The 23,895-nt window shown below is 63.9% G+C and carries 26 protein-coding genes; 18 read left to right on the forward strand and 8 right to left on the reverse strand.

The window, feature by feature from the left end; genetic code table 11:
* Positions 1 to 92: 92 nt before the first annotated feature.
* From tsf to RT282_RS07955, 18 genes are all read left to right on the forward strand, one after another.
* Entirely contained in the window at positions 93 to 986 is an 894-nt protein-coding gene (gene tsf, locus RT282_RS07870) for a translation elongation factor Ts (RefSeq protein ID WP_312305605.1), read from the forward strand.
* 63 nt (positions 987 to 1,049) lie between these two features.
* Complete coding sequence (gene pyrH / locus RT282_RS07875) at positions 1,050 to 1,772, forward strand: UMP kinase (RefSeq protein ID WP_312305607.1); 723 nt, start codon at positions 1,050 to 1,052, stop codon at positions 1,770 to 1,772.
* 61 nt (positions 1,773 to 1,833) lie between these two features.
* Positions 1,834 to 2,394, forward strand: a complete 561-nt coding sequence (gene frr, locus RT282_RS07880) for a ribosome recycling factor (RefSeq protein ID WP_312305610.1) — start codon at positions 1,834 to 1,836, stop codon at positions 2,392 to 2,394.
* A 56-nt stretch (positions 2,395 to 2,450) separates the two neighbouring features.
* Positions 2,451 to 3,200, forward strand: a complete 750-nt coding sequence (gene uppS / locus RT282_RS07885; protein WP_312305613.1) for a polyprenyl diphosphate synthase — start codon at positions 2,451 to 2,453, stop codon at positions 3,198 to 3,200.
* A gap of 45 nt (positions 3,201 to 3,245) precedes the next feature.
* Positions 3,246 to 4,106, forward strand: coding sequence for a phosphatidate cytidylyltransferase (locus tag RT282_RS07890; protein WP_313313086.1), 861 nt, complete (start codon positions 3,246 to 3,248; stop codon positions 4,104 to 4,106).
* Entirely contained in the window at positions 4,103 to 5,278 is a 1,176-nt protein-coding gene (ispC, locus tag RT282_RS07895; protein ID WP_313313088.1) for a 1-deoxy-D-xylulose-5-phosphate reductoisomerase, read from the forward strand. The genes RT282_RS07890 and ispC overlap by 4 nt, the downstream gene beginning before the upstream one ends.
* Before the next feature lie 102 nt (positions 5,279 to 5,380).
* Positions 5,381 to 6,745 (forward strand): RIP metalloprotease RseP, encoded by a 1,365-nt coding sequence (gene rseP / locus RT282_RS07900; RefSeq protein WP_313313090.1) that lies wholly within the window; start codon positions 5,381 to 5,383, stop codon positions 6,743 to 6,745.
* Between the two features lie 60 nt (positions 6,746 to 6,805).
* Complete coding sequence (gene bamA, locus RT282_RS07905) at positions 6,806 to 9,103, forward strand: outer membrane protein assembly factor BamA (RefSeq protein WP_312305623.1); 2,298 nt, start codon at positions 6,806 to 6,808, stop codon at positions 9,101 to 9,103.
* Positions 9,103 to 9,630: an OmpH family outer membrane protein gene (locus RT282_RS07910; protein WP_313080380.1), complete on the forward strand. Its 528-nt coding sequence runs from the start codon at positions 9,103 to 9,105 to the stop codon at positions 9,628 to 9,630. Before bamA ends, RT282_RS07910 begins: the two co-directional genes overlap by 1 nt.
* A gap of 36 nt (positions 9,631 to 9,666) precedes the next feature.
* Positions 9,667 to 10,647, forward strand: coding sequence for a UDP-3-O-(3-hydroxymyristoyl)glucosamine N-acyltransferase (gene lpxD / locus RT282_RS07915; protein ID WP_313313092.1), 981 nt, complete (start codon positions 9,667 to 9,669; stop codon positions 10,645 to 10,647).
* A 15-nt stretch (positions 10,648 to 10,662) separates the two neighbouring features.
* Positions 10,663 to 11,100 carry a 3-hydroxyacyl-ACP dehydratase FabZ gene (gene fabZ / locus RT282_RS07920; protein WP_106846491.1) on the forward strand — a complete coding sequence of 146 codons (438 nt, stop codon included), beginning with the start codon at positions 10,663 to 10,665 and terminating at the stop codon, positions 11,098 to 11,100.
* 39 nt (positions 11,101 to 11,139) lie between these two features.
* Positions 11,140 to 11,934, forward strand: a complete 795-nt coding sequence (lpxA, locus tag RT282_RS07925) for an acyl-ACP--UDP-N-acetylglucosamine O-acyltransferase (protein ID WP_313313094.1) — start codon at positions 11,140 to 11,142, stop codon at positions 11,932 to 11,934.
* A gap of 27 nt (positions 11,935 to 11,961) precedes the next feature.
* Positions 11,962 to 13,122 carry a lipid-A-disaccharide synthase gene (lpxB, locus tag RT282_RS07930; RefSeq protein ID WP_313313095.1) on the forward strand — a complete coding sequence of 387 codons (1,161 nt, stop codon included), beginning with the start codon at positions 11,962 to 11,964 and terminating at the stop codon, positions 13,120 to 13,122.
* On the forward strand, positions 13,094 to 13,738 hold the full coding sequence (gene rnhB, locus RT282_RS07935; protein ID WP_313313097.1) for a ribonuclease HII: 645 nt from the start codon (positions 13,094 to 13,096) through the stop codon (positions 13,736 to 13,738). Before lpxB ends, rnhB begins: the two co-directional genes overlap by 29 nt.
* The gene (locus RT282_RS07940; protein WP_313313098.1) at positions 13,735 to 14,523 is read left to right on the forward strand and encodes an RNA methyltransferase; all 789 of its coding nucleotides are present in this window, start codon (positions 13,735 to 13,737) and stop codon (positions 14,521 to 14,523) included. The genes rnhB and RT282_RS07940 overlap by 4 nt, the downstream gene beginning before the upstream one ends.
* Before the next feature lie 120 nt (positions 14,524 to 14,643).
* Positions 14,644 to 16,440 carry an ABC transporter transmembrane domain-containing protein gene (locus RT282_RS07945; RefSeq protein WP_313313100.1) on the forward strand — a complete coding sequence of 599 codons (1,797 nt, stop codon included), beginning with the start codon at positions 14,644 to 14,646 and terminating at the stop codon, positions 16,438 to 16,440.
* A 60-nt stretch (positions 16,441 to 16,500) separates the two neighbouring features.
* Complete coding sequence (locus RT282_RS07950; RefSeq protein ID WP_313313101.1) at positions 16,501 to 16,758, forward strand: type II toxin-antitoxin system prevent-host-death family antitoxin; 258 nt, start codon at positions 16,501 to 16,503, stop codon at positions 16,756 to 16,758.
* A complete protein-coding gene (locus RT282_RS07955) occupies positions 16,748 to 17,029 on the forward strand; it encodes a Txe/YoeB family addiction module toxin (RefSeq protein WP_313313102.1) in 282 nt (93 codons plus the stop codon). The genes RT282_RS07950 and RT282_RS07955 overlap by 11 nt, the downstream gene beginning before the upstream one ends.
* A 278-nt stretch (positions 17,030 to 17,307) precedes the next feature.
* Here the strand turns inward: RT282_RS07955 and RT282_RS07960 are convergent, their stop codons facing one another.
* The 8 genes from RT282_RS07960 to mmsB all read right to left on the reverse strand — a co-directional run bounded on the left by RT282_RS07960 (position 17,308) and on the right by mmsB (position 23,796).
* On the reverse strand, positions 17,308 to 17,526 hold the full coding sequence (locus tag RT282_RS07960; protein ID WP_313313104.1) for a hypothetical protein: 219 nt from the start codon (positions 17,524 to 17,526) through the stop codon (positions 17,308 to 17,310).
* A 662-nt stretch (positions 17,527 to 18,188) separates the two neighbouring features.
* Positions 18,189 to 18,683 (reverse strand): DUF1643 domain-containing protein, encoded by a 495-nt coding sequence (locus tag RT282_RS07965; RefSeq protein WP_313313105.1) that lies wholly within the window; start codon positions 18,681 to 18,683, stop codon positions 18,189 to 18,191.
* A gap of 50 nt (positions 18,684 to 18,733) precedes the next feature.
* Positions 18,734 to 19,633 (reverse strand): hypothetical protein, encoded by a 900-nt coding sequence (locus RT282_RS07970; RefSeq protein WP_313313106.1) that lies wholly within the window; start codon positions 19,631 to 19,633, stop codon positions 18,734 to 18,736.
* Positions 19,634 to 19,714: 81 nt separating this feature from the next.
* The gene (locus tag RT282_RS07975) at positions 19,715 to 20,284 is read right to left on the reverse strand and encodes a hypothetical protein (RefSeq protein ID WP_313313107.1); all 570 of its coding nucleotides are present in this window, start codon (positions 20,282 to 20,284) and stop codon (positions 19,715 to 19,717) included.
* 352 nt (positions 20,285 to 20,636) lie between these two features.
* On the reverse strand, positions 20,637 to 22,076 hold the full coding sequence (locus tag RT282_RS07980) for a hypothetical protein (RefSeq protein WP_313313109.1): 1,440 nt from the start codon (positions 22,074 to 22,076) through the stop codon (positions 20,637 to 20,639).
* A 36-nt stretch (positions 22,077 to 22,112) separates the two neighbouring features.
* A complete protein-coding gene (locus tag RT282_RS07985) occupies positions 22,113 to 22,361 on the reverse strand; it encodes a DUF1010 domain-containing protein (RefSeq protein WP_313313110.1) in 249 nt (82 codons plus the stop codon).
* On the reverse strand, positions 22,358 to 22,690 hold the full coding sequence (locus RT282_RS07990) for a DUF1010 domain-containing protein (protein WP_313313111.1): 333 nt from the start codon (positions 22,688 to 22,690) through the stop codon (positions 22,358 to 22,360). Before RT282_RS07990 ends, RT282_RS07985 begins: the two co-directional genes overlap by 4 nt.
* A 209-nt stretch (positions 22,691 to 22,899) precedes the next feature.
* Entirely contained in the window at positions 22,900 to 23,796 is an 897-nt protein-coding gene (gene mmsB / locus RT282_RS07995) for a 3-hydroxyisobutyrate dehydrogenase (protein ID WP_313313112.1), read from the reverse strand.
* Between the last annotated feature and the right edge of the window lie 99 nt (positions 23,797 to 23,895).

Raw genomic sequence — 23,895 nt, forward strand, 5'->3', positions numbered from 1 at the left:
CGCGTCGCAGAAAAAGCGGGGCCCCTGGTGAGCCCCCTTTTTTTTAGCTTCCCTTTTTTGCAAAGAACCGAACTGACACAGGAGAGATACCGATGGCTGCTATTACCGCAAGCATGGTCGCCGAGCTGCGCGCCAAGACCGACGCCCCCATGATGGAGTGCAAGAAGGCTCTGACCGAGGCCGACGGCGACATGGCCAAGGCCGAAGAGCTGCTGCGCGTCAAGCTGGGCACCAAGGCCGGCAAGGCCGCCTCGCGCGTTACCGCCGAAGGCGTGGTGGCTGCCAGCATCGAGGGCACCACGGGCGCGCTGATCGAAGTCAACAGCGAGACGGACTTCGTCTCCAAGAACGACAGCTTCATCGCCATGGCCAACGCCGCTGCCAAGCTGGTGGCCGAGCACAATCCCGCCGACATCGACGCCCTGGGCCAGCTGGCGTATAGCCAAGACGGCTTCGGTCCCACCCTGGAAGACGTGCGCAAGGGCCTGATCGGCAAGATCGGCGAAAACATGTCCTTCCGCCGCTTCAAGCACTTCAGCGGCACGCAGCTGGCTTCCTACCTGCACGGCACGCGCATCGGCGTGGTGGTCGAGTACGAAGGTGACGCCAACGCCGCCAAGGACGTGGCCATGCACGTGGCCGCCATGAAGCCTGTGTCCGTGACGTCGGCCGAAGTGCCGGCCGAGCTGATCGAGAAGGAGCGCTCCGTCGCTGCAGCCAAGGCTGCCGAGTCCGGCAAGCCTGCCGACATCGCCGCCAAGATGGTCGAAGGCTCGGTGCAGAAGTACCTCAAGGAAGTGTCCCTGTCCGACCAGGTCTTCGTGAAGGCCGCCGACGGCAAGCAGACCGTGGCTCAGATGCTCAAGGAAAAGAACACCACCGTGAAGGGCTTCACCCTGTACGTGGTGGGCGAGGGCATCGAGAAGAAGACCGACGACTTCGCCGCCGAAGTGGCTGCGCAGGTCGCCGCCGCTAAGGCCGGCTGATCGCCAGCCTGCCGCACCCCTGCCTTTCCTGACCCCCCACTTTTGCCTTACGGAGAATTGCCCATGACCGCCTCTCAGCCAGCCCACAAGCGCATCCTGCTCAAGTTGTCTGGCGAGGCCCTCATGGGCGACGACGCCTTCGGCATCAACCGCGCCACCATCGAGCGCATGGTGGGCGAGGTCGTGGAGGTCACGCGCCTGGGCGTGCAGGTGGCCGTGGTCATCGGCGGGGGCAACATCTTTCGTGGCGTGGCCGGCGGCTCCGAGGGCATGGACCGCGCCACGGCCGACTACATGGGCATGCTGGCCACGGTCATGAATGCCCTGGCCCTGGCCGATGCCATGGACAAGCAGGGCGTGACTGCGCGCGTCATGTCTGCCATCGACATCCAGCAGGTGGTCGAGCCCTACGTGCGCCCCAAGGCGCTGCAGTATCTGGAAGAGGGCAAGGTGGTGGTGTTCGCCGCCGGCACCGGCAACCCCTTCTTCACCACCGACACCGCCGCTGCCCTGCGCGGCGCGGAGATCGGTGCCGAGCTGGTGCTCAAGGCCACCAAGGTCGATGGCGTGTATACCGCGGACCCCATGAAGGACCCCACGGCCACGCGCTACGCGCGCCTCACCTTCGACGAGGCCATGGTGCGCAACCTGGGCATCATGGATGCGACCGCATTTGCCCTGTGCCGCGACCAGAAGCTGCCCATCCGTGTGTTCTCCATCGTCAAACCCGGCGCGCTCAAGCGCGTGGTGATGGGCGAAGACGAGGGCACCTTGGTGTACGCTTGACCGCTTTGCCGCGCCGCGCCTGCGAAAAGGGGCGACGCCCGCACGTGTTGAAGGAATTCCCATGACCATCGCCGACATCAAGAAGAACGCCGAGGGCAAGATGGAGCAGTCCATCGCCGCCTTCAAAAACAGCCTGTCCCGCATCCGCACGGGCCGCGCCAATCCGCAGCTGCTGGACACCATCCACGTCGAGTACTACGGCTCCATGGTGCCGCTGTCGCAGGTGGCCAATGTGTCGCTGCTGGACGCGCGCACCATCAGCGTGCAGCCCTGGGAGAAGAACATGGGTGCCAAGATCGAGAAGGCCATCCGCGAGAGCGACCTGGGCCTGAACCCGGCCTCCATGGGCGACCTGATCCGCGTGCCGATGCCGCCCATGAGCGAAGAGCGCCGCAAGGAGATGACCAAGCTGGTGCGCAACGAGGCCGAAGGCGCCAAGGTGGCCGTGCGCAACCTGCGCCGCGATGCCAACGAGGGTGTCAAGAAGCTGGTCAAGGACAAGCTGGTCTCCGAGGACGACCAAAAGCGCTCCGAAGCCGACGTGCAGAAGATCACCGACAAGTTCATTGCCGAGATCGACGCGCTGGCGGCCGCCAAGGAGCAGGAGATCATGGCGATCTGAGCGGCTCGCACTGCTGCACAACGCCTGATTTCTCCGCGCATACCCGCCTTTTTGCAATGCCGCCCGCCGCTGCCGCCGTTCCGCATCACATCGCCATCGTCATGGACGGCAACGGCCGCTGGGCGCGCCAGCGCTTTCTGCCGCGCCTGGCTGGCCATGCCCAGGGCGTGGAGTCGCTGCGCCGCTGCGTGCGCGCCTGCGTGGCGCGCGGCGTGGGCGTGCTGACAGTGTTCGCCTTTTCCTCCGAGAACTGGAACCGCCCGCAGGACGAGGTCTCGGGCCTGATGGGCCTGCTGGGCAAGGCGCTCGCGCGCGAGGTGCCCGAGCTCAGCCGCGACGGCGTCTGCGTGCGCTTCGTGGGCGAGAAGGCGGGCCTATCCGAGAACGTGCGCAAGGGCCTGGAGCAGGCTGAGAACCTCACCACGGGCAACACCCGGCTGGTGCTCAACGTGTGCTTCAACTACGGCGGCCGCTGGGACATCACCCAGGCCGCCGCCCAGCTGGCCGCGCGCGGCGAACCCATCACCGAGGCCAGCCTGCACGCCGCCATGGGCCTGGCCCACGTGCCTGACCCGGATCTCGTCATCCGCACCGGCGGTGAGATGCGCATCAGCAACTTTTTGCTCTGGCAGGCCGCCTACAGCGAGTTCTTCTTCAGCGACCGCCTGTGGCCCGACTTCGACGAGGCGGCGCTGGACGAGGCGATTGCCAGCTACTGCGCGCGCGAGCGCCGCTTCGGCCGCACGTCCGAACAAGTCCAACAGCAGCAGGCGCCCGAGCGGCAGACCGAGCCGCTGCGCGCCTGACCGGCGGACTGTCGGCGCGCCCAACATCCAAGGGGGTCTTCCACGATGCTCAAGCAACGCGTCATCACCGCCCTCGTCCTGATGGCCATCCTGCTGCCGGCGCTGCTGTACCCCTCGCCCGTGCCGTTCGCGGTCGTCGCGCTGGTCATGATGGCCGCCGCTGCGTGGGAATGGGGCCGCCTCAACGGCCTCGGGCAGGGCGCCAGCGTGGCTCTGGGCCTGCTGTGCCTGGCGGCCTGCGGCGCCAGCTGGGCGGCCGGCTGGCTGCAGCGGCCGCTCTTCGGCCTGTGGATTGCCGGCGGAGCTGCCTGGGTGCTGGGCGGCGCGGCGCTGCTGCGCGCCGGCGTGGCCGGCTGGCCGCGCATCCCCCGGACGCTGCGCCTGGCCGGCGGGCTGGCCGCGCTGTGGCTGGCCTGGCTGGCCGTGGCCCAGGCGCGCACCATCGGCATCAACTTCCTGCTGTCGGTGCTGACCCTGGTATGGGCGGCCGACACCTTTGCGTATTTCGCCGGCCGCAGCTTCGGGCTGCGCTTCACCAAAGGCAAGCTGGCCCCCTCCATCAGCCCCGGCAAGAGCTGGGAGGGTGTGTGGGGCGGCATGGCGGGCGTGGTGCTGCTGGCCGTCGGTTGGGTGTGGCTGGATGGCTCGCGTGGCGCGGCCGTTCCGAGCTTCTATACCCTGCTGGCGCGCGCTGGCTGGTGGCTGCTGCTGCTGGGCGCCATGTTCATGGCCGCCATGAGCGTGGTGGGCGACCTGGTGGAATCGCTGGTCAAGCGCAGCGCCGGCGCCAAGGACTCCAGCCAGCTGCTGCCCGGCCATGGCGGCGTGCTGGACCGCATCGACGCGCTGCTGCCCACGCTGCCGCTGGCCCTGATGCTCAGCCACCTGGCCTCTTTTTCCGCATGACACAACGAATCACGGTGCTCGGCTCCACGGGCTCCATCGGCAAGAACACGCTGGACGTGGTGGCCCGTCACCCCGGCCGCTACGAGATTTTTGCCCTGAGCGCGGCCACCCAGGTGGACTTGCTGCTGGCCCAGTGCGCCGCCCACAGGCCGCGCTATGCCGTCATGGCCAGTGCGCCGCACGCGCAACAGCTGGCCGAAAAAATCAAGGCAAATGGCCTTGCAACGCAGGTGCTGCAAGCGCCAGACGCTCTTGAAACCATAGCATCGCATGACGAGGTGGATGCCGTCATGGCGGCCATCGTCGGTGCCGCCGGTCTGGCACCCTGCCTGGCCGCCGCGCGCGCGGGCAAGCGGCTGCTGCTGGCCAACAAGGAGGCGCTGGTGGTCGGCGGCGAGGTCTTCATGCGCGCCGTGAAGGAGGGCGGCGCCACGCTGCTGCCCATCGACAGCGAGCACTCGGCCATCTTCCAGAGCCTGCCCGAAGACGCCGCCACCTGGCCGCGGCGCGTGCAGCACGTGCTGCTGACCGCCTCGGGCGGGCCGTTTCGCACGCGCGCGCTGGGCACGCTGCGCGACGTGACGCCGGGCGAGGCCTGCGCGCACCCCAATTTCTCCATGGGCCGCAAGATCTCCATCGACTCGGCCACCATGATGAACAAGGCGCTGGAGGTGATCGAAGCGCGCTGGCTGTTCGACCTGGCGCCCGAGCAGATCAAGGTGGTCATCCACCCGCAGCAGATCATCCACTCCATGGTGCAGTTCGTGGACTCGTCCATCATCGCCCAGCTGGGCACGCCGGACATGCGCGTGCCGATTGCCTGCGGCCTGGCCTGGCCCGAGCGGGTGGAGAGCGGCGCCGCGCCGCTGGATTTCGCCCAGCTGGCCGCGCTGACCTTTGAGGAGGCCGACGCGGTGCGCTTTCCCGGCCTGCACCTGTCCTGGCAGGCACTGGCCGCCGCGCCTGGCACCACGGCGGTGCTGAACGCCGCCAACGAAGTGGCCGTCGACGCCTTTCTGGCCGAGCGCATCCGCTTCGACCAGATCCACGCCCTCAACCTGGCAACTTTGGAGGCCGTCGCGCCCTCCAACGCGGATTCGCTGCAGGGCTTGCTGGCGCTGGACGCACAGACGCGCGCCGTCGCCGGCGAACTGGTGCAGCGCTTCCAATAAGTGAGCTGCTTGCGCTTGTCTGCTGCGGGTTTTCGGTGTTTTTCATGCTGAAAGCCTTGATGCGCAAGCGCTAGCAGCTATGGTTTTTGAAGGAGCCTCTCCGTGCTGCTGACTATCGTCGCCTTCATCGTCGCGCTGGGCCTGTTGATCGCCGTGCACGAATACGGCCACTACCGCGTGGCCGTGGCCTGCGGCGTCAAGGTGCTGCGCTTTTCCGTGGGCTTCGGTAAGCCGCTGGTGCGCTGGCAGCCCAAGGGCTCGCCCACCGAATTCGTCATCGGCGCCTTTCCCCTGGGCGGCTACGTGCGCATGCTCGACGAGCGCGAGGCCCCCGTGCCCGAGGCAGAGCGCCACCTGGCCTTCAACAACCAGAGCCTGCGCAAGCGCGCCGCCATCGTCGCCGCCGGCCCGCTGGCCAACCTGGCGCTGGCGGTGCTGCTGTACGCCGTCGTCAACTGGAGCGGCGTGCAGGAGCCGCGCCCCATCCTGGCCAGCCCTGTGGCCGGCTCCGTGGCCAGCCAGGCCGGCCTGCACGGCGGCGAGCTGGTGCTGGCCCAGGCGCAGGGCGACGATGAGGCGACGCCCGTGCGCTCCTTCGAAGACCTGCGCTGGGCCCTGGCCCGCGGCGCGCTGGACGGCGAGGACGTGCGCCTGACCGTGCAGTCGCGTCCCGGCGGGGCGGAGCGCCAGGTGCTGCTGCCCCTGTCCGCCATGGACGCCAGCCAGGCTGATGCCACGCTGTTCCGCGCCATCGGCATCGCCGGGCCGTGGACGCGCCCGGTGCTGAGCGGCCTGGTCGATGGCGGCGCCGCGCAGCGCGCCGGCCTGCGCGAGGGCGACCTGGTGCTGCGCGTGGGCACCGTCGACATCGTGGACGGCGCGCAGCTGCGCGAGACCATCCGCGGTGCCGTGCAGGACGGCAGTGCCGTGGCCCAGTCGTGGCGCATCGAGCGCGACGGCCGCACGCTGGAGCTGCCCGTCACGCCGGACGTGGCCGACGAGGCCGGCCGGCCCATCGGTCGCATCGGTGCCTATGTGGGCGCGCCGCCGGAGATGCTGCAGGTGCGCTACGGTCCGCTGGAGGGCTTCGCCCTCGGGGCGCGCCGCACCTGGGAGGTGTCGGTGCTGACGCTGCGCATGATGGGCCGCATGGTCATCGGCCAGGCGTCCATCAAGAACCTCAGCGGGCCGCTGACCATTGCCGACTACGCAGGCCGCTCGGCCAGCATGGGACTGGCGCAATACCTGGCCTTCCTGGCCCTCATCAGCGTCAGCCTGGGGGTGCTGAACCTGCTGCCGCTGCCGGTCCTCGATGGGGGACACCTGATGTATTATCTTTGGGAGGGGATGACCGGCCGCGCCGTGCCCGAGGCCTGGATGGAGCGCCTGCAGCGCGGCGGCGTGGCGGTGCTCCTGCTGATGATGACCATCGCTCTCTTCAACGACATCACCCGGCTTATTGGCTAACCCTTTCGCCGCAGCCGCTGCAACCATCAGCGCGGCGCCGGCGCCAGCTTCACTCCACTCATGAGAAAAACCATCAATCGCCTGGGCGTTCGCACTGCAACGGCCGTAGCGGCCCTTGCCCTTGCCGCCAACGCCGCCTGGGCGCTGGAGCCCTTCAAGGTGCAGGACATCCGCGTGGAGGGCCTGCAGCGGGTGGAGCCGGGCACCATCTTCGCCTCGCTGCCCATGCGCGTGGGCGACGAGTACAACGACGAGAAGGGCGCCGCCGCCATCCGCGCACTGTTCGCCCTGGGCCTGTTCAAGGACGTGCGCCTTGAAGCCTCCGGCAACGTGCTGGTGGTGGTCGTGGAAGAGCGTCCGACGGTCGCCGATGTGGACTTCGCCGGCACCAAGGAGTTCGACAAGGACACGCTCAAGAAGGCCATGCGTGACGTCGGCCTGACCGAGGGACGCCCCTTCGACAAGGCCCTGGCCGACCGCGCCGAGCAGGAATTGAAGCGCCAGTACATCAACCGCAGCCTGTACGGCGCCGAGGTGGTGACCACCGTCACGCCCATCGAGCGCAACCGCGTCAACGTGACCTTTACGGTGACCGAGGGCGAGCCGGCCAAGATCAAGGAAATCCGCATCCTGGGCAACCAGGCGTTCAGCGAATCCACGCTCAAGGGCCTGTTCGACCAGGACACCGGAGGCTGGCTGAGCTGGTACACCAAGAGCAACCGCTACTCGCGCGCCAAGCTCAACGCCGACCTGGAGACGCTGCGCTCGTACTACTTGGCGCGCGGCTATCTGGAGTTTCGCATCGACTCCACACAGGTCGCCATCTCGCCGGACAAGCAGGACATCTCCATTACCGTCAACGTGACGGAGGGGCCCAGCTACGTGGTCTCCGGCGTCAAGCTGGAAGGCAACTACCTGGACCGCGAGGACGAGTTCAAGTCGCTGGTCACCATCCGCCCTGGGGAGCCCTACAACGCCGACCGTGTGGCAGAGACCACCAAGGCCTTTACCGACCACTTCGGCAACTTCGGCTTCGCCTTCGCCCGCGTGGAGTCCGTGCCCGAGGTCGACCGCGAGCACAACCGCGTGGCCCTGGTGCTGCGCGCCGAGCCTTCGCGCCGCGCCTACGTGCGCCGCATCAACGTCTCGGGCAACAACCGCACGCGTGACGAAGTGGTGCGCCGCGAATTCCGCCAGTTCGAGGCCTCCTGGTACGACGGCGACAAGATCAAGCTCTCGCGCGACCGCGTGGACCGCTTGGGCTACTTCACCGAGGTGAACGTCGAGACGCAGGAAGTGCCCGGCTCGCCCGACCAGGTGGACCTGGTGGTGAACGTGCAGGAAAAGCCCACCGGCTCGCTGCAGCTGGGCGCGGGCTTTTCCAGCGCCGAAAAGATCTCGCTGTCGTTCGGCATCAAACAGGAAAACGTCTTCGGCTCGGGCAACTACCTGGGCGTGGACGTGAACACCAGCAAGTACCGCCGCACGCTGGTGTTCTCCACCACCGACCCGTACTTCACGCAGGACGGCGTCTCGCGCACCCTGGACCTGTACTACCGCACTGCCAAGCCCTACGAAGACCAGGGCGGCAACTACGAGCTGGTCACGGCCGGAGCCAGCGTGCGCTTTGGCGTGCCGTTCAGCGAGACCGACACGGTGTTCTTCGGCGGCGGTGCCGAGCAAACGCGCATCAAGGCGGGCACCAACATCCCGGCGTCCTATCTGTCGTACGCCGAGAAGTTCGGCAGCACCAGCGTGTCCGTGCCGCTGACCATTGGCTGGTCACGCGACGATCGCGACAGCGCGCTGGCGCCCAACTCGGGCCGCTACCAGCGCCTGAACTCCGAATGGTCCGTGGCGGGCGACGCACGCTACGTGCGGGCCAACTACCAGTACCAGCAGTACGTGCCCCTGAACAAGCAGTTCACCATCGCCTTCAACGGCGAAATAGGCTTGGGCAAGGGCATGAACGGCCGGCCCTTCCCGGTGTTCAAGAACTTCTACTCGGGCGGCCTGGGCTCGGTGCGCGGCTTCGACCAGGGCACCCTGGGCCCGCGCGACGTGACCGGCGCCTCGCTGGGTGGTCCCAAGAAGATCACCCTCAACGCCGAACTCATCGCCCCCTTCCCCGGTGCCGGCAACGACCGCACGCTGCGCTGGTTCACCTTCGTCGATGCCGGCAACGTCTATGGCGAAGATGAGAAGTGGGAGCTGAGCGAGATGCGCGCTTCCGCCGGCATCGGCTTGAGCTGGATCTCTCCGCTGGGCCCGCTGCGCATCGCCTATGCGCAGCCGGTGCGTAAATTCGCCGGCGATAGAATCCAGAAACTGCAATTCCAGATCGGAACGTCCTTCTAATGAAATCGTTTGCTCGTCATTTCCCCCTGGCCATCCTGGTGGGCGCCATGGCCATCGCCGCCCCCGTGCAGGCGCAAGAATTCAAGGCCGGCTTCGTCAACACCGACCGGGTCTTCCGCGAAGCCAACTCCGCCAAGGCGGCCCAGGCCAAGCTGGAGCAGGAGTTCTCGCGCCGCGAGAAGGAACTGGTCGACCAGGGCAGCGCCCTGAAGTCCGCCACCGAGAAGTTCGAGCGCGAGGCCCCCACCATGGCAGAGAGCCAGCGCGTGTCGCGCCAGCGCCAGTTGGTCGACCAGGACCGCGACTTCCAGCGCAAGCGCCGCGAGTTCCAGGAAGACCTGAGCGCCCGCAAGAACGAAGAGCTGAGCCAGGTGCTGGAGCGCGCCAACCGCATCGTCAAGCAGGTGGCCGAGTCCGAGAAGTACGACGTCATCCTGCAGGAAGCCGTCTACATCAACCCCAAGCACGACATCACCGACAAGGTCATCAAGGCCATGAACGCGGCGCCGGCGAACGGTGGCAAGTAACCGGCCCGTGGCCGGATCTGCCAGAACGGGTGGCGTGTGAGCTTGCGGCTTGGGGCCATCGTCGATGCGCTGGGTGGCGAGCTCGAAGGCGGCAGCCGTGAGGACGAGATTCATGCCATTGCCCCGCTTCAGACCGCCGGCAGCGACGCGCTGTCCTTCCTGAGCAACCCGCGCTACCAGTCGCAACTGGCCGCCTCGCAGGCGGCCTGCGTCATTGTGGGCCCGGCAATGCGGGCGGTAGCGCTGGCGCGCGGCGCCTGCATCGTGGCAGCCGACCCCTATGTGTACTTCGCGCGCGTGACGCAGCTGTGGGCCCGCGCGCACCGCCAGGGTGAAGACGTGGGCGTCCACCCCAGCGCCGTGGTGCATCCGCAGGCGCAGGTGCACCCGACGGCCTACATCGGTCCGCTGTGCGTGGTCGAGCGGGGCGCCGTCATCGGGGCGCACACGCAGCTCAAGTCGCGCGTCACCGTGGGCGAGCGCTGCATGCTGGGCGAGCGCTGTATCGTGCATCCGGGCGTGGTGATCGGCGCCGACGGCTTCGGCTTCGCGCACGAGGCCGGTCAGTGGGTCAAGATCGAGCAGCTGGGCGCCGTGCGCATCGGCGACGACGTGGAGATCGGCGCCAACACCTGCATCGACCGCGGCGCCCTGGGCGACACGGTGATCGAGGATGGCGTGAAGCTGGACAACCTGATCCAGCTGGCGCACAACGTGCACGTCGGCCGGCACACGGCCATGGCCGGCTGCTCGGCCGTGGCGGGCAGCACGAAGATCGGCGCGCACTGCACCATCGCCGGGGCCGCTTCCATCGTCGGGCACCTGGAGTTGGCGGACAATGTGCACATTTCCACCAACACGGTGGTCACGCACTCCATCTCCCGACCGGGGCAGTACACGGGCGTGTTTCCCATGGACGACAATGCCCGCTGGGAAAAGAACGCCGCCACGCTGCGCCAGCTGTACAAGCTGCGTGAACGCATCAAGGCTCTCGAACAGACTCGCAAAGACGGCTAGGCCGCTCACACAACAATGGATATCCATCAGATTCTCAAGCTCCTGCCGCACCGCTATCCCTTCCTGCTGGTGGACCGCGTGGCCGAGCTCGAGCGCGGCAAGCGCATCCAGGCGATCAAGAACGTCACCATCAACGAGCCCTTCTTCACCGGACACTTTCCGGCGCGCCCCGTCATGCCGGGCGTGCTGATGCTCGAGGCGCTGGCCCAGGCGGCCGGCCTGCTGTCGTTCGACATGATGGGCGAGGCGCCAGGCGCCGACAAAGTGTTCTATTTCGTCGGCATCGACGGCGCGCGCTTCAAGCGCCCGGTGGAGCCGGGCGACCAGCTCATCCTCGACGTCGAGCTGGACCGCATCAAAGGCGGCATCTATAAATTCAAGGGCGTGGCCCGCGTGGGCGACAGCGTGGCCTGCGAAGCCGAGATCATGTGCACCATGCGGACGGTGGCCTGAGGCGTTGTTGCCGCAGCCGCAGCCAGGGCAGGGCGCCGCGTGAGTTCCTCCAGCATCCATCCCACCGCCATCGTTCACGCGGCCGCACGGCTGGGTGATGGCGTCTCGGTCGGGCCCTACGCCGTCATCGGGCCTCACGTGGCCATCGGCGCGCGCACCAGCGTCGGCGCGCACTGCGTGATCGAGGGCCACACCCAGATCGGTGAAGACAACCGCATCTTCCAGTTCGCCTCGCTGGGCGCCGCCCCGCAGGACAAGAAATACGCCGGCGAGCCCACGCGCCTGGTCATCGGCGACCGCAACACCATCCGCGAGTTCTGCACCTTCAACACCGGCACGGTGCAGGACGCGGGCGTCACCACGCTGGGCGACGACAACTGGGTCATGGCCTACGTGCACATCGCGCACGACTGCACCGTGGGCAACCACACCGTGCTGGCCAACAACGCCACGCTGGCCGGCCACGTCCACGTGGGCGACCACGTCATCCTGGGTGGCCTGACGGGCGTGCACCAGTTCTGCCGCATCGGCGCGCACGCCATGGCCGGCTTTGCCAGCCACGTCTCGCAGGACGTGCCGCCCTTCACCATGGTGGACGGCAACCCGCTGGCCGCACGCGGGCTGAACACCGAGGGCCTGCGCCGCCGGGGCTTTTCCGCGGCGCGCATCGGCGCCCTCAAGCAGGCCTACCGCCTGCTGTACCGCCAGGGCCTGACCCTGCAGGCGGCGCTGCAGGCGCTGGACGCGCTGGCGCAGGACAGCGCCGAGGGCGCCGCCGACGTGCGCCAGCTGCGCGACTTCGCCGCGCAGTCGCGCCGCGGCATCGTGCGCTGATCAATCCACTCGGGCGGGCAGGGCAGCATGCAAACCCCACCACGCGTTGCCATGGTGGCCGGCGAGACGTCCGGCGACCTGCTGGCCGGCCTGCTGCTGGACGGCCTGCGTGTGCAGTGGCCCGACGTAGCCAGCATGGGCATAGGCGGGCCACGCATGCAGGAGCGCGGCTTTGACGCCTGGTGGCCCAGCGAGCGCCTGGCCGTGCACGGCTACAGCGTCGAGCTGGTGCGCCGCCTGCTGGGCCTGGTGCGCATCCGCAAGGCGCTGGGCACGCGCCTGCTGACCACCGACCGGCCCGACGTCTTCATCGGCGTGGACGCGCCCGACTTCAACCTGGGCCTGGAGGCGCGCCTGCGTGCCCAGGGCGTGAAGACCGTGCATTTCGTCTGCCCCTCCATCTGGGCCTGGCGCGCCAAGCGGGTGGAGACCATCCGCGCCAGCTGCGACCACGTGCTGTGCATCTTCCCGTTCGAGCCCGAGCTGCTGGCGCGCCACGGCATCGCCGCCACCTACGTCGGCCACCCGCTGGCCCGCGTCATCCCGCTGCAGCCCGACCGGCTGGCCGCGCGCCGCGCGCTGGGCCTGGACGAACAGGGCGAGGTGCTGGCCATCCTGCCGGGCAGCCGCTCGGCCGAGGTGGCCTACATCGCCAAACCCTTTTTTCAGGCTGCAGCGCTTATCCAGCAAGCGCGACCAGCTATCAAAATAGTAGTTCCCGCCGTGCCGGCGCTGCGTGCCCGCATCGAGCAGGTGGCGCGCGAATGCGGCCTGCTGGACCGGCTGGTCATCGTCACCGGCCAGTCCCACGCCGTGCTGGCCGCCTGCGACGTGACGCTGATCGCCAGCGGCACCGCCACGCTGGAGGCGGCGCTGTTTAAGCGCCCCATGGTCATCGGCTACCACATGCACCCGGTCAGCTGGCGCCTGATGCGCGCGAAGCAGCTGCAGCCCTGGGTGGGTCTGCCCAACATCCTGTGCCGCGACTTCGTCGTACCCGAGCTGCTGCAGGACGCGGCCAGCCCGCAGGCGCTGGCGGTCGCCGTCACCGACTGGCTGGACGCCTACCACCACCAGCCCGCGCGCATTGCCGCGCTGCAGCAGCGCTTCACCGCGCTGCACGAAAGCCTGCTGCGCGACACCCCGCGCCTTGCCGCCCATGCCATCCAGAACCTTCTGCAGGCCTGACGGCGTGCAGGCCACGCTGAACTGGCACGCGCCCGGCCTCATGGCCGGCGTGGACGAGGCCGGCCGCGGCCCGCTGGCCGGGCCGGTGGTGGCCGCCGCCGTCATCCTGGACGACGCCCGGCCCATCGCCGGCCTGGCCGATTCCAAGGCCCTGACCGCCGCCCGGCGCGAGCGCCTGTACGACGAGATCTGCGCCCACGCGCTGTGCGTCAGCGTGGCACAGGCCAGCGTGCAGGAGATCGACGAACTCAACATCCTGCAGGCCACGATGCTGGCCATGGCCCGCGCCGTGCAGGGCCTGCGACTGAAACCCACCCGCGTGCTGGTGGACGGCAACCGCCTGCCCGTGCTGAGCGTGCCGGCCGAGGCCATCGTGCAGGGCGACGCGCTGGTGCAGGCCATCTCGGCCGCCTCCATCCTGGCCAAGGTCACGCGCGACCGCTGGTGCCAGCAGCTGCACGCCGACTGGCCGCACTACGGCTTCTCCGAGCACAAGGGCTACAGCACCGCCCGCCACCTGGCCGCGCTGGCCGAGCACGGCGCCTGCCCCGAGCACCGCCGCTCGTTCGCCCCCGTCGCCCGCGCGCTGGCCGCCAAGTCCACGATACCCGCATGACCGCCGCCCACGCACCCACCTTCATCCAGTCCGCCGGCAACGCCTTCGTGAAAGACCTGCGCCGCCTGGCCCAGGGCACGACCGCCTACCGCCGCCAGGGCCGTGTGTGGGTCGAGGGCGACCACCTGTGTGGCGCCGCACTGGCGCGCGGCCGGCAGCCGGCCGTGGCGGTGTTTTCTGAGTCTTTTTGGCCTCTGGCGCCCGCCCAGTATGCGCAAGCAGCTATCAAAAACATAGTTTTGCCGGATGCCCTGTGGGCCGGCATTAGCGCGCTCGAATCGCCCGCCGGCATGGGTTTTCTGCTGGACTGGAGCGAGCCCGCCGCGCTGCAGCCGCGCGCCCCCACCGTGGTGCTGGACCGGCTGCAGGACGCCGGCAACGTCGGCTCCGTCCTGCGCAGCGCGGCCGCCTTCGGCTTCACGCAGATCGCCGCCATCAAGGGCACGGCCGCGCTGTGGTCGCCCAAGGTGCTGCGTGCCGGCATGGGCGCCCACTTCGCGCTGCAGCTGGTCGAAGGGCTGGAGGTGCCGGTGCTGCTGGATGCGCTGCAGGCGCCGCTCCTGGTCACCAGCTCGCACCAGGGCGACCTGCTGCACCGCGCCGAACTGCCCTGGCCCTGCGCCTGGGTCATGGGGCACGAAGGGCAGGGCGTGTCGCCACTGCTGGAGCAGCGCGCCAGCCAGCACATCCGCATCGCCCAGCCGGGCGGCGAGGAGTCGCTGAACGTGGCCGCCGCCGCCGCCATCTGCCTGCACGCCAGCGCGGCGGGCTGCCTGGGCCGCTGAAGCAGCGCGCTGCGGGCATCCGCAGCAGGGCCCAGCCTGGGGGTGATGCAGGCGGATGGCGGCAGAGAATGGGCGTCGCGCCCTTTTCAGCAAACGACCCGCCTACGCCCGAAAGAAAAAATGGAACCCGCCACCCGCCCCCAGCGCGGCCAGCCGCGCGCCCTGCGTGCGCTGCTGCCCTTTCTGCGCCCGTACCGCTGGCCCATCGCCGCCGCGCTGGTCCTGCTGTTGCTGGCCGCCGCGGCCACGCTGGCCTTTCCGATGGCGCTGCGCCAGCTGATCGACCAGGGCCTGCCCGGTGGCGGCGACGCGGGCGCCCTGCGTGCGCACTTCGCGCTGCTGTTCGGCGTGGCGGTGGCCGTGGGCGTGTTCTCGGCCGGGCGCTATTACGCCATGAGCTGGCTGGGCGAGCGCGTCACCGCCGACCTGCGCAGCCGCGTGTACGCGCAGGTGCTGCGGCAAAGCCCGGCGTTTTTTGAAACCACGCAGACCGGCGAGGTGCTGTCGCGCCTGACGGCCGACGCCACGCTGGTGCAGACGGTGATCGGCTCGTCGTTCTCGATGGGCCTGCGCAACGCGGTGCTGGGCGTGGGCGCGCTGGTGATGCTGGTGTGGACCAATCCGATGGTCATGCTGGTGGCGCTGGCCGCCGTGCTGGTCGTCGTGCTGCCCACGCTGTGGATCGGGCGCAGCGTGCGGCGACTGTCGCGCGCCAGCCAGGACCGCGTGGCCGACGCCAGCGCCATCGCCGCCGAGGTGCTGGCGGCCGTTCCCGTCGTGCAGGGCTTCACCGCCGAGGGGCGCGAGGCCGCGCGCTTTGCCACAGCGGCCGAGGTCGCCTTTCGCACCGCCGTGCGCAGGAGCGGCGCGCGGGCGCTGCTGGTGGCCTTCATCATCATCGCCAACGCCGCGCTGCTGCTGTGGGGCCTGTACCGCGGCGCCGAGGCCGTGCTGGCCGGGCAGATGAGCGCCGGCAGCCTTGGGCAGACGGTGGTCTACGCACTGTTTCTGGCCGGCGCCGTGGCCGTGCTGGGCGAGGTGTACGGCGACCTGCTGCGCGCGGCCGGCGCCATGGAGCGGCTGATGGAACTGCTGGCCACCGAGCCGGACATCCGCTCGCCCGAACGTGCCCACGGCACGGCGCTTCCATTGGGCTCTGCGTCAGACGCGCCGCTGGCGCTGGCCTTCGACGGCGTGACGTTCCACTACCCGTCGCGTCCGGAGCGGCCCGCGTTGAGCGACTTCACCCTGCGCGTGGCGCCCGGCGAGACCGTGGCGCTGGTCGGCGCCAGCGGCGCGGGCAAGTCCACCGTGTTCCAGCTGCTGCAGCGCTTCTACGACGTGAGCGCGGGGCGCATCGTCCTGGGCGGACAGGACATCCGCCAGTGGGACCTGCACGCGCTGCGCGAGCGCATCGCCACCGTGCCGCAGGACGCGGTGATCTTCTCCAGCAGCGCGCTGGACAACATCCGCTACGCCCGGCCGGGCGCCAGCCGCGAGGAGGTCATAGCCGCCGCCCGCGCCGCCTTCGCCCACGACTTCATCGAGGCGCTGCCCGAGGGCTACGACACCTTCCTGGGCGAGCGCGGCGTGCGCCTGTCGGGCGGCCAGCGCCAGCGAATCGCCATCGCGCGGGCGCTGCTCAAGGATGCGCCGGTGCTGCTGCTGGACGAGGCCACCAGCGCACTGGATGCGCACAGCGAGCGGGCCGTGCAGCAGGCGTTGGACGCCGCGCTGGCGCAGCGCGCGGGTAGCCGCATCACGCTGGTGATTGCGCACCGGCTGGCGACAGTGCAGCACGCCGATCGGATCGTGGTGCTGGAGCAGGGGAGGGTGGTGGAGGAAGGGCGCCACGCGGAGCTGGTGGCGCGGGGCGGGGCGTATGCGAGGCTGGCGCGGCTGCAGTTCACTGCGTGAGCGGTGGCGTTGCATGAGGCCGACTTGTACAACCGACAAGACAACTCAAGGAGGCTGGTCATGCGTGTATTGAATTTTTCCGAAGCTCGTAATAGCTTCAAAACAGTGATCGACCAGGTGATCGAGGATGCCGACTACACGGTCATCGCCCGGCGTGACGCGCCCGATGCCGTGATCATGTCGTTGGACACCTTCAACAGCCTGATGGAAACGGTGCATTTGCTCAAGTCGCCCGCCAACGCTGCGCATCTGGCGCGTTCGATTGCCCAGTTACGGGCAGGCCAGGCACAAGAGCGGGATCTGGTCGATGCCGATTGAGCCGCCTGAAAGGCTGGCGCGGCTGACTTGGACGCTCGCGGCATGGGAGGACTATGCCTATTGGCAGAGCCAAGACAAAAAGACCTTGAAGCGCATTAATCTGCTGATCCAGGATTGCATGCGCCATCCTTTCGCCGGTATCGGCAAACCTGAGCCGTTGAAAGAAAACCTGTCCGGCTTCTGGTCACGGCGCATCGACGATACGAACAGGCTGGTGTATTGCGTGGACGGGGAGGCGCTGGTGGTGATTGCTTGCCGTTATTACTACTGATCAATATAGCGTTTTGGTTGGATGCAGCCGTTTCTCTAGCAGAATAGTTGTGCCCATAACGAAACTGCAATCCATGCCCGACACCCTTCTGGCTTCCACCGCCTCGTGGAAATTTACGGTATCCAGCGGGCGCAGCCGCTGTTCACACGCAGCCGCCGGGGTCCGTGCGGCAGCGTGAAGCGGCGGACGGCCAGGAAACACGCACCTGGCCCTAACGGACTAGGTAAGCGGGACGCCGAAGGCGGATCCGCTTGACCGCCGGGTTAGGACACAACATATTAGCCGCGAAAAACCAAGTAGTACCCGGGAGCGGCAAGGCACCATGCAACCACGAAAACAGTGCTTCCGCGCCTGCATAATTTTTTGCCGACTTCGTCACAGCGATCCGCCTCTAAAAACCACCAAAGTGTCCAGCCAACGGTTTTTTCAATGTCTGTGGCTCCACGTAAATGTTTGAGAGCCACGATTCCAAGGTAAACATAGTAGAACCCGGTCATGATTGAGGCTCCAATCAGTAGCCAGCCAGAAATCACAATGAACTTCATCTGTTCTAACACTGGAGTTAAGCCGCAGACCGTAGCGGAACAATTGGTTGTGCAATAGTGTGCGAAGCACATGCACAGCCAATTGTGGAGCGTAGGGCTGTCGGCTTGAACGACCTGTTATATGCGGCCTGATACATAATCAAAAACAACAAAGACTGAGAAGAACAGGACCGCATGCAGAACAAGAACACACAGCTTGAAGACACTGGCGAACTTAGTATTTAGGTGCTTTTTTGATAACAAACGTATCAAGACATACAAATCATAAGCAAGCAGACAGAAACAGGCTGCAACCAGCGAAACTACGTGCCAACGATAACTAGAATTAACACAGTCCAGATGGGAACAACCCACAAAAAATGTTACGTAGATTGCGCACACAATACCAAGCAATCCAATCATCACCGGTAAAGCATGTCTCCATGCAATTTTTCTATCTGATACCAACTTATAGAAATCCGCTTCTGAATATTATTTGAGAATGCAAATTGAGCATATAACGCTCGCGGTAAGCCGCGCCGCAGTGCGGAGCACGGAGGGCACCCACAAGCGGAGCTTGTGGGCGTCGGCTTGACCAATTGGTTAGGCTGGTCGCAGGTGCGCAATTGATAGATTTACACATCAGTTGCCTGCATTGGCTTTGGCTGCGTGGAAGCTGACACATAGAGCGGATGCCTAGGTTGGCCCTGCTTTGTAAGCCCGAGGCATTGCAGCCCTGGAAACAACGAAGCAACAGCTTTCCCGCGCTGCATGTATGTGCCATGGTTTCCCCATGCGCCAACCACCACGCTACTCTGTTTAGCCAGCTTCTTCAGCCACTCGTCGTTGCTGGGACCAATCGGATCTTTAGCACTTCTCAGATGGGTGGGGTACGGCGAGCGCCAAGCGAACAGGTTGGCAACGATAAGACCACCATGCCCCCACTGCTGAGCGAAGCTAATGCAGCGGCGAATGGTGGGATCGTCTTGGGATGCGTCTGCTGTAGAAGGGTTCAGCATGACGAACAAGACAGGAGGCTCCTCAGACCATTCACGCCATAAAGCGTATCGGTAGCTATTGCAGGGCGAGAGTTCTGCGCGGGTTTTCATGAGAGGCCTAACGTTTGACATGAGGGGTGACCGACCAGCGTAGCCGGTTGGGCATCCCCTCGATGGAGGGGTTAGGCCACCATCGCGGCAAGCGGCGGAAGGAATGGCGCAACGACCGGTCCAAGTACTTGCATATGGTCAGCAAGTATGCCCATGAAGCGGTGATACTTTTCTTTGAACTCGGCTGTTCCGCTTGTGGACCGTAGGTCTTCGACCGCACCACTGGCTGCCGCCTGCACAGCTGCAGGCATGCTCGCGCGCATGATTGCATCAAGAAGCTTGGCGAACACCTCTTGATCAGCACCCTTCTGCATCTTGGCGTTCTGAGAAACGTTGGTGCTACCGGATGACAAGTTCTGAACATCTCCAGTGATGTAAGTGTTGAAGATGTGTTGGACCGTCTCCTGCGGCACCGGTTTCTCGTTTGACATGGCTTCTCCAGCGGCGGGGTTTTGGGCCTCAATTTCAAGCACAAAGTTCAGAACTCGGGTTCGAACGGTGTCCAGTGCCGCGACGATTGCGGATGCTGGAATCACCTTCCATGCTTGCATGCAAACCATCCGCTCGTAGATTCTGTTGCCGAAGTGCGCGACCAGGTCTGGATTCCACGGCTCTTGCAGTGTTCCAGACTTGCCACTCGATACCAACGATGCCACTGCTGCCACAGGCTGCATCATGTAAGAGTGACCGAGGCTTTCCCGGAAGTCTTCGGGAAGGCACATCAGTGGAATGTCTGCGTTGCGAAGACCCGATCCAAACGGACCGCCGAAGTGCCCCTTGGAGTTGACGTTAAGAATTCGGTACTCAGGAAGGTCTTCCTTCTTGTCGTAGCCAGAAAGCTCGTTGTCGATCCATTGCTTGAAGTCTTCGTTTCCAAGACGTGCGGCCAACACCTTGCACTTGCGCAAAAGTGTGGGCAGATCAACGGACGAGTCAATTGCCGCGTCTTGTATCTGACGTAGGAGCGACATAGCGGTTCTTCTTGATGGCCTAACGCCTGAGTTAAGCCGCGCTGCGAAGCAGCGTCGGCTTGGACGAATTGTTAGGCATCTCTAGCGCCACCGTGGGAAGAGGAACTTTCCCCTGCGAGCGCTGGAAAACGCATAACGGGGAGCGAAATCGCTGTACCACAGTACTTGCTGACGGCAGTGCTCCACGAAACTCTCGTCATTCCAAAGGGCCTTCATCTCGGCTCTCGTCAGGCGTGCACTTATGTCCTCCGTGTGCATCGTGCTGAATACTCGACCGATATATGGATTTAGCTTTGGCCACTCATTCGTCTTTCTCTTGAAATGCCCGTGTGGAACGGAAGGATAACAATCGACGTCGCCAACAGTGAACATCCATGTGTTGAGCGCCAGAAGTTGCATGTAAGGAGGTCCATCATCGAGTTCCTCTTGCTCGCCACGTGAACGAGCACCGCCTCCGCTCCCGTTCTCTTCAACACGCTCTGCTCGCTGACGTGGAGCGTCCTTCTCGTCGTTGCCGAGGCGTGGGTCGCGCATCTCTTCATTGAAGTCGGAAAGCCATGCGGCAATACCCATTCTTTCTTTGTATTCGGCAACTCCAATGAGTCCGATCTCGTAGCTCAGATCTGTCAGGAGAATAATGTTCGAATTCATCGGGTCGTTCGTGAGGGCCTAACGAACAAGCTAAGCCGACCGCCGAAGGCGGGTCGGCTTGAGCGCCGGGTTAGACCTTTAATTACTACTCTAAATCACGCACTTCACGACGAGCGCGCTCGATTTCTTGCTTGGCTTCCTCGATTTCACGAAGTGATCTTCGAAGTTGATATTGAAGATCAGAATCCGTGGACGCATTTTTGGTGCGTTTAATTATTCTTTCAGCATCATCAAGTGATTGAAGTGCACGACTTAGTTTTGAGCTAGCTGACATCTTTCCCTCAAATACTAACGCTTTGCTCGCCGGAAAATTAGGAGCGTAGCGAGTAATTTTTCCGTGTGCAGCAATTTGTTAGGTTCTTTTGCTTGCAGACGCTTTTTTATTTCCATCGACATACCATATATCGGATGCTTTACCATGCTCTTTTATGAAGTCATTTCTAATTTTCTGCACTATACCGTATTTTTTTCCAATGCCGCCAACGTCGATAATTAGAAATACACCTAAATCTGTGTCGTCAGCTTTCTTGTATATTTCTAATTGCTTTTCATATCCATGGACCAGGCTACCATTATTGGACAATTTAACTTCGACCACCAATTTAAAGTCAAAGCCCTGAGAGAGCTTGAAGTCTACAGGCCCATTGCCGGAATCTGCTTCTGGTGTTAAATCAATATTGTTAGCCTTGCAATAACTATAAGCAACAGCAAAGAAAAGCCGCTGCGAAGCTTTCTCCTTTCTAGGTTTTCCATTTTCATCCCAAAGCTCTTTCCATAATCCCTTGTTCTCAACCAAATCTTGGAACTGACTTAGTATTTTATTAACTATCTCTACTGCTTCCTCAGTGCTTAGTTTTCTGCCGGCATATTTAGAAAGGTCGTATGGGTAGTCCTCGGGAATACTCTTAAGTAACTCAGTCCAAAATGACTCACCGTTTCTGTCACTTTTAAAGTCATATGGTTTGGGTTCCACCTCACGAATCATATCCATGACCTGCTGAAAAGCTTCTTTGCTTCTGAGAGCGGATTTTTTGAGTCTCTGCTTATCCTTTTTAGTCATTGTTGCCCAAATTTCACCAACGTGATTATTAACCCGCTCTCTAAGGTCTTCATTTTCTCTGACAACTCTCGATATATCACTCCAATCGCAAGCTATCGGTAAATCACGTACTATATCGTTTGGCACAAAGATTAAGGGTTGATCTGAGTAAGGATTAACTACTAAATTATAGTTCTTATCTCCTACCTTAAATTGTTTGGTAGGTATTTTAAGTGTTTGATTGACTCGCTCAGAAAACGAAATCAAGTCCGGCAAAATAATGTTGGTTGTCATGTCGCTGATTCGATCAGGCCCAATACCTTCTTCGAATAAAGCTAAAGCCATAAAAAGATCTATATCATCCACACCGAGCGCGACAATCTGAGAAGCAGTATCCAGTGTGCTAGAGATTAAATCCTTTCCAAATCCAGATCCCTTAACAGTAGTTCCGTAGCCCAAACAAGTCCAGCTAATTTCTGAGAAACGGAAAAGTCTTTTTGCATTACGCCATGGAACATCATCTATAGCTTTAGATGCGGACAAAAGTTTGATGATTTTCTCAAAGCGCTCTCTATATGATTGATGGGCCTCTTCACTAATCTCCTTGTGAGCACTTTCTTTCAATAACAGTGGATCTATAAAGACCAAGGTGTCTGTATTCAGCAGTACGTTTACAACCCCAAGCTTGTCCAAAACCGCGACATCTATACCGAATTCGCTCGAAATCGTTGCTGGATTTTTTATTTTTCCCATTTTCGAATCCTTGATTACTTGAGGGGCTGCGAGAACCTAACGAAAAAGATAAGCCGCCCGCAGTATGCGGGTCGGCTTGAGCGCCGGGTTAGACCCAAAGCGCAAAAACGAAAGTGACCGCACAGGCCACGAACTACGAAAAGCAGAGCTGCTAGCGCTTGCTGCACAAGGGCTAGAGGCCAAAAAGGCTTGAAACTGGCGCAACCCACGCAGGCGAAGCCCGAGCGAACGCCAAACACCCAGCGGATAAACGCTTGCGAGGGTAAATTGCGTTTGAATATTCATGGGCTGAAATGAGCAAGAATAAAAAGCAGGCTAACGCCCTGAGTCCAGCCGCCGCCGTAGGCGGTCGGCTGCGACGAATGGTTAGACCCGAAGGCCAAAAGGGAGCGCCCAGACTTGAAGACGAGCGGAGCCCACGAAAAAGCGCTGGGCCACGGAAGCGGCACAGCGCTGCAAGAATGATAGCTGGTGGCGCTTGCTGTGCAAGCGCTAGAGGCCAAAAAGGCTTGAAACCTGCGCAGCGCATGCAGGCGAAGCCCAGCGGCCAGCCTAAACCCCAAAGGAGAAACCTTTGAGAAAGGCAAAACCCTGGAAGAAATAATGGCCTGCATATAGCGGGTGATGGGACTAACTAGAATTAGACGACGCCCAAGCTGCCTGTCTCGGTCGTATAACAAAACTCGCGTCGTGTCGTTGCGGAAGAAGACCGGACGAAGAACCCTTTAGGCAAACCTAAAATTCTCCGGAAGAAAAAACGACGGGCGCTGTAACGACATGCTACAGCGCCCGCGCGTTTTGGGAAAGCCGCTACGTCAGCAACTCACCCCTTCTTCTGCACCATCTTGATCACGCTCGAAAAGTCCTCGCCCCCATGCCCACCAAGGCTATGCGCCGCATACAACGCCCGAGCCAACCCCCCCAGCGGCGTACTCGCCTTCATCGCCATTGCGTTCTCCTGCGCCAGCCCCAGGTCCTTCAGCATCAGGTCCGTGCCAAACCCGCCCGCATAACCCTTGCTCGCCGGCGCGTTCTCGTGCACGCCGGGATACGGGTTGTATTTCTCCAGCGCCCAGTTGCCACCCGAGCTGCGGCGCATGATTTCGGCCAGCACTTTCGGGTCGAGTCCGTTGGCCACGCCCAGTGCCATGGCTTCGCTCGTGCCGATCATCAGGATGCCCAGCAGCATGTTGTTGCAGATCTTGGCCGTCTGGCCGGCGCCCACGCTGCCGGCGTGGAAGATGTTGGCGCCCATCTTCTCCAGCAGCGGGCGGGCGCGCTCCAGGTCGGCCTCGCTGCCGCCGACCATGAAGGTCAGCGTGCCGGCGATGGCACCGCCCGTGCCGCCGGAGACGGGCGCGTCGATGAAGGCGATGCCGGCGGCCTCGGCGGCCTGGGCCACCTTTTGGCTGGTGGCGGCGGCGATGGTCGAGCTGTCGATGACCAGCGTGCCACGGGCGATGTGCTGCAGCAGCCCGCCCTGGCCGTCCTTGCCCAGAAACAGGCCTTCTACGTGCTGGCTGGCCGGCAGCATGGAGATGACGGCCTCGGCGCCCTGCACGGCGTCTTGCGCGCTGGCGGCGATCTGCAGGCCCTCGGCTTTGGCCTTGGCCAGGGCGTCCTGGCTCAGGTCGAAGGCCTTGACGCTGTGGCCGGCCTTGTGCAAGTTGACGGCCATGGGGCCGCCCATGTGGCCCAGTCCGATGAAGGCGATTTGCATGGTGTTGTCTCCTTGGGTGTGAATGACGGGATGAAACTATGTTTTTGATAGCTGCTAGCGATTGCTGCATGCGCGCTGGCGGCCAAAAAGGCTTGGAAG

The organism is Pulveribacter sp. (assembly GCF_032079985.1).
Taxonomy (GTDB): Bacteria; Pseudomonadota; Gammaproteobacteria; order Burkholderiales; family Burkholderiaceae_C; genus Melaminivora.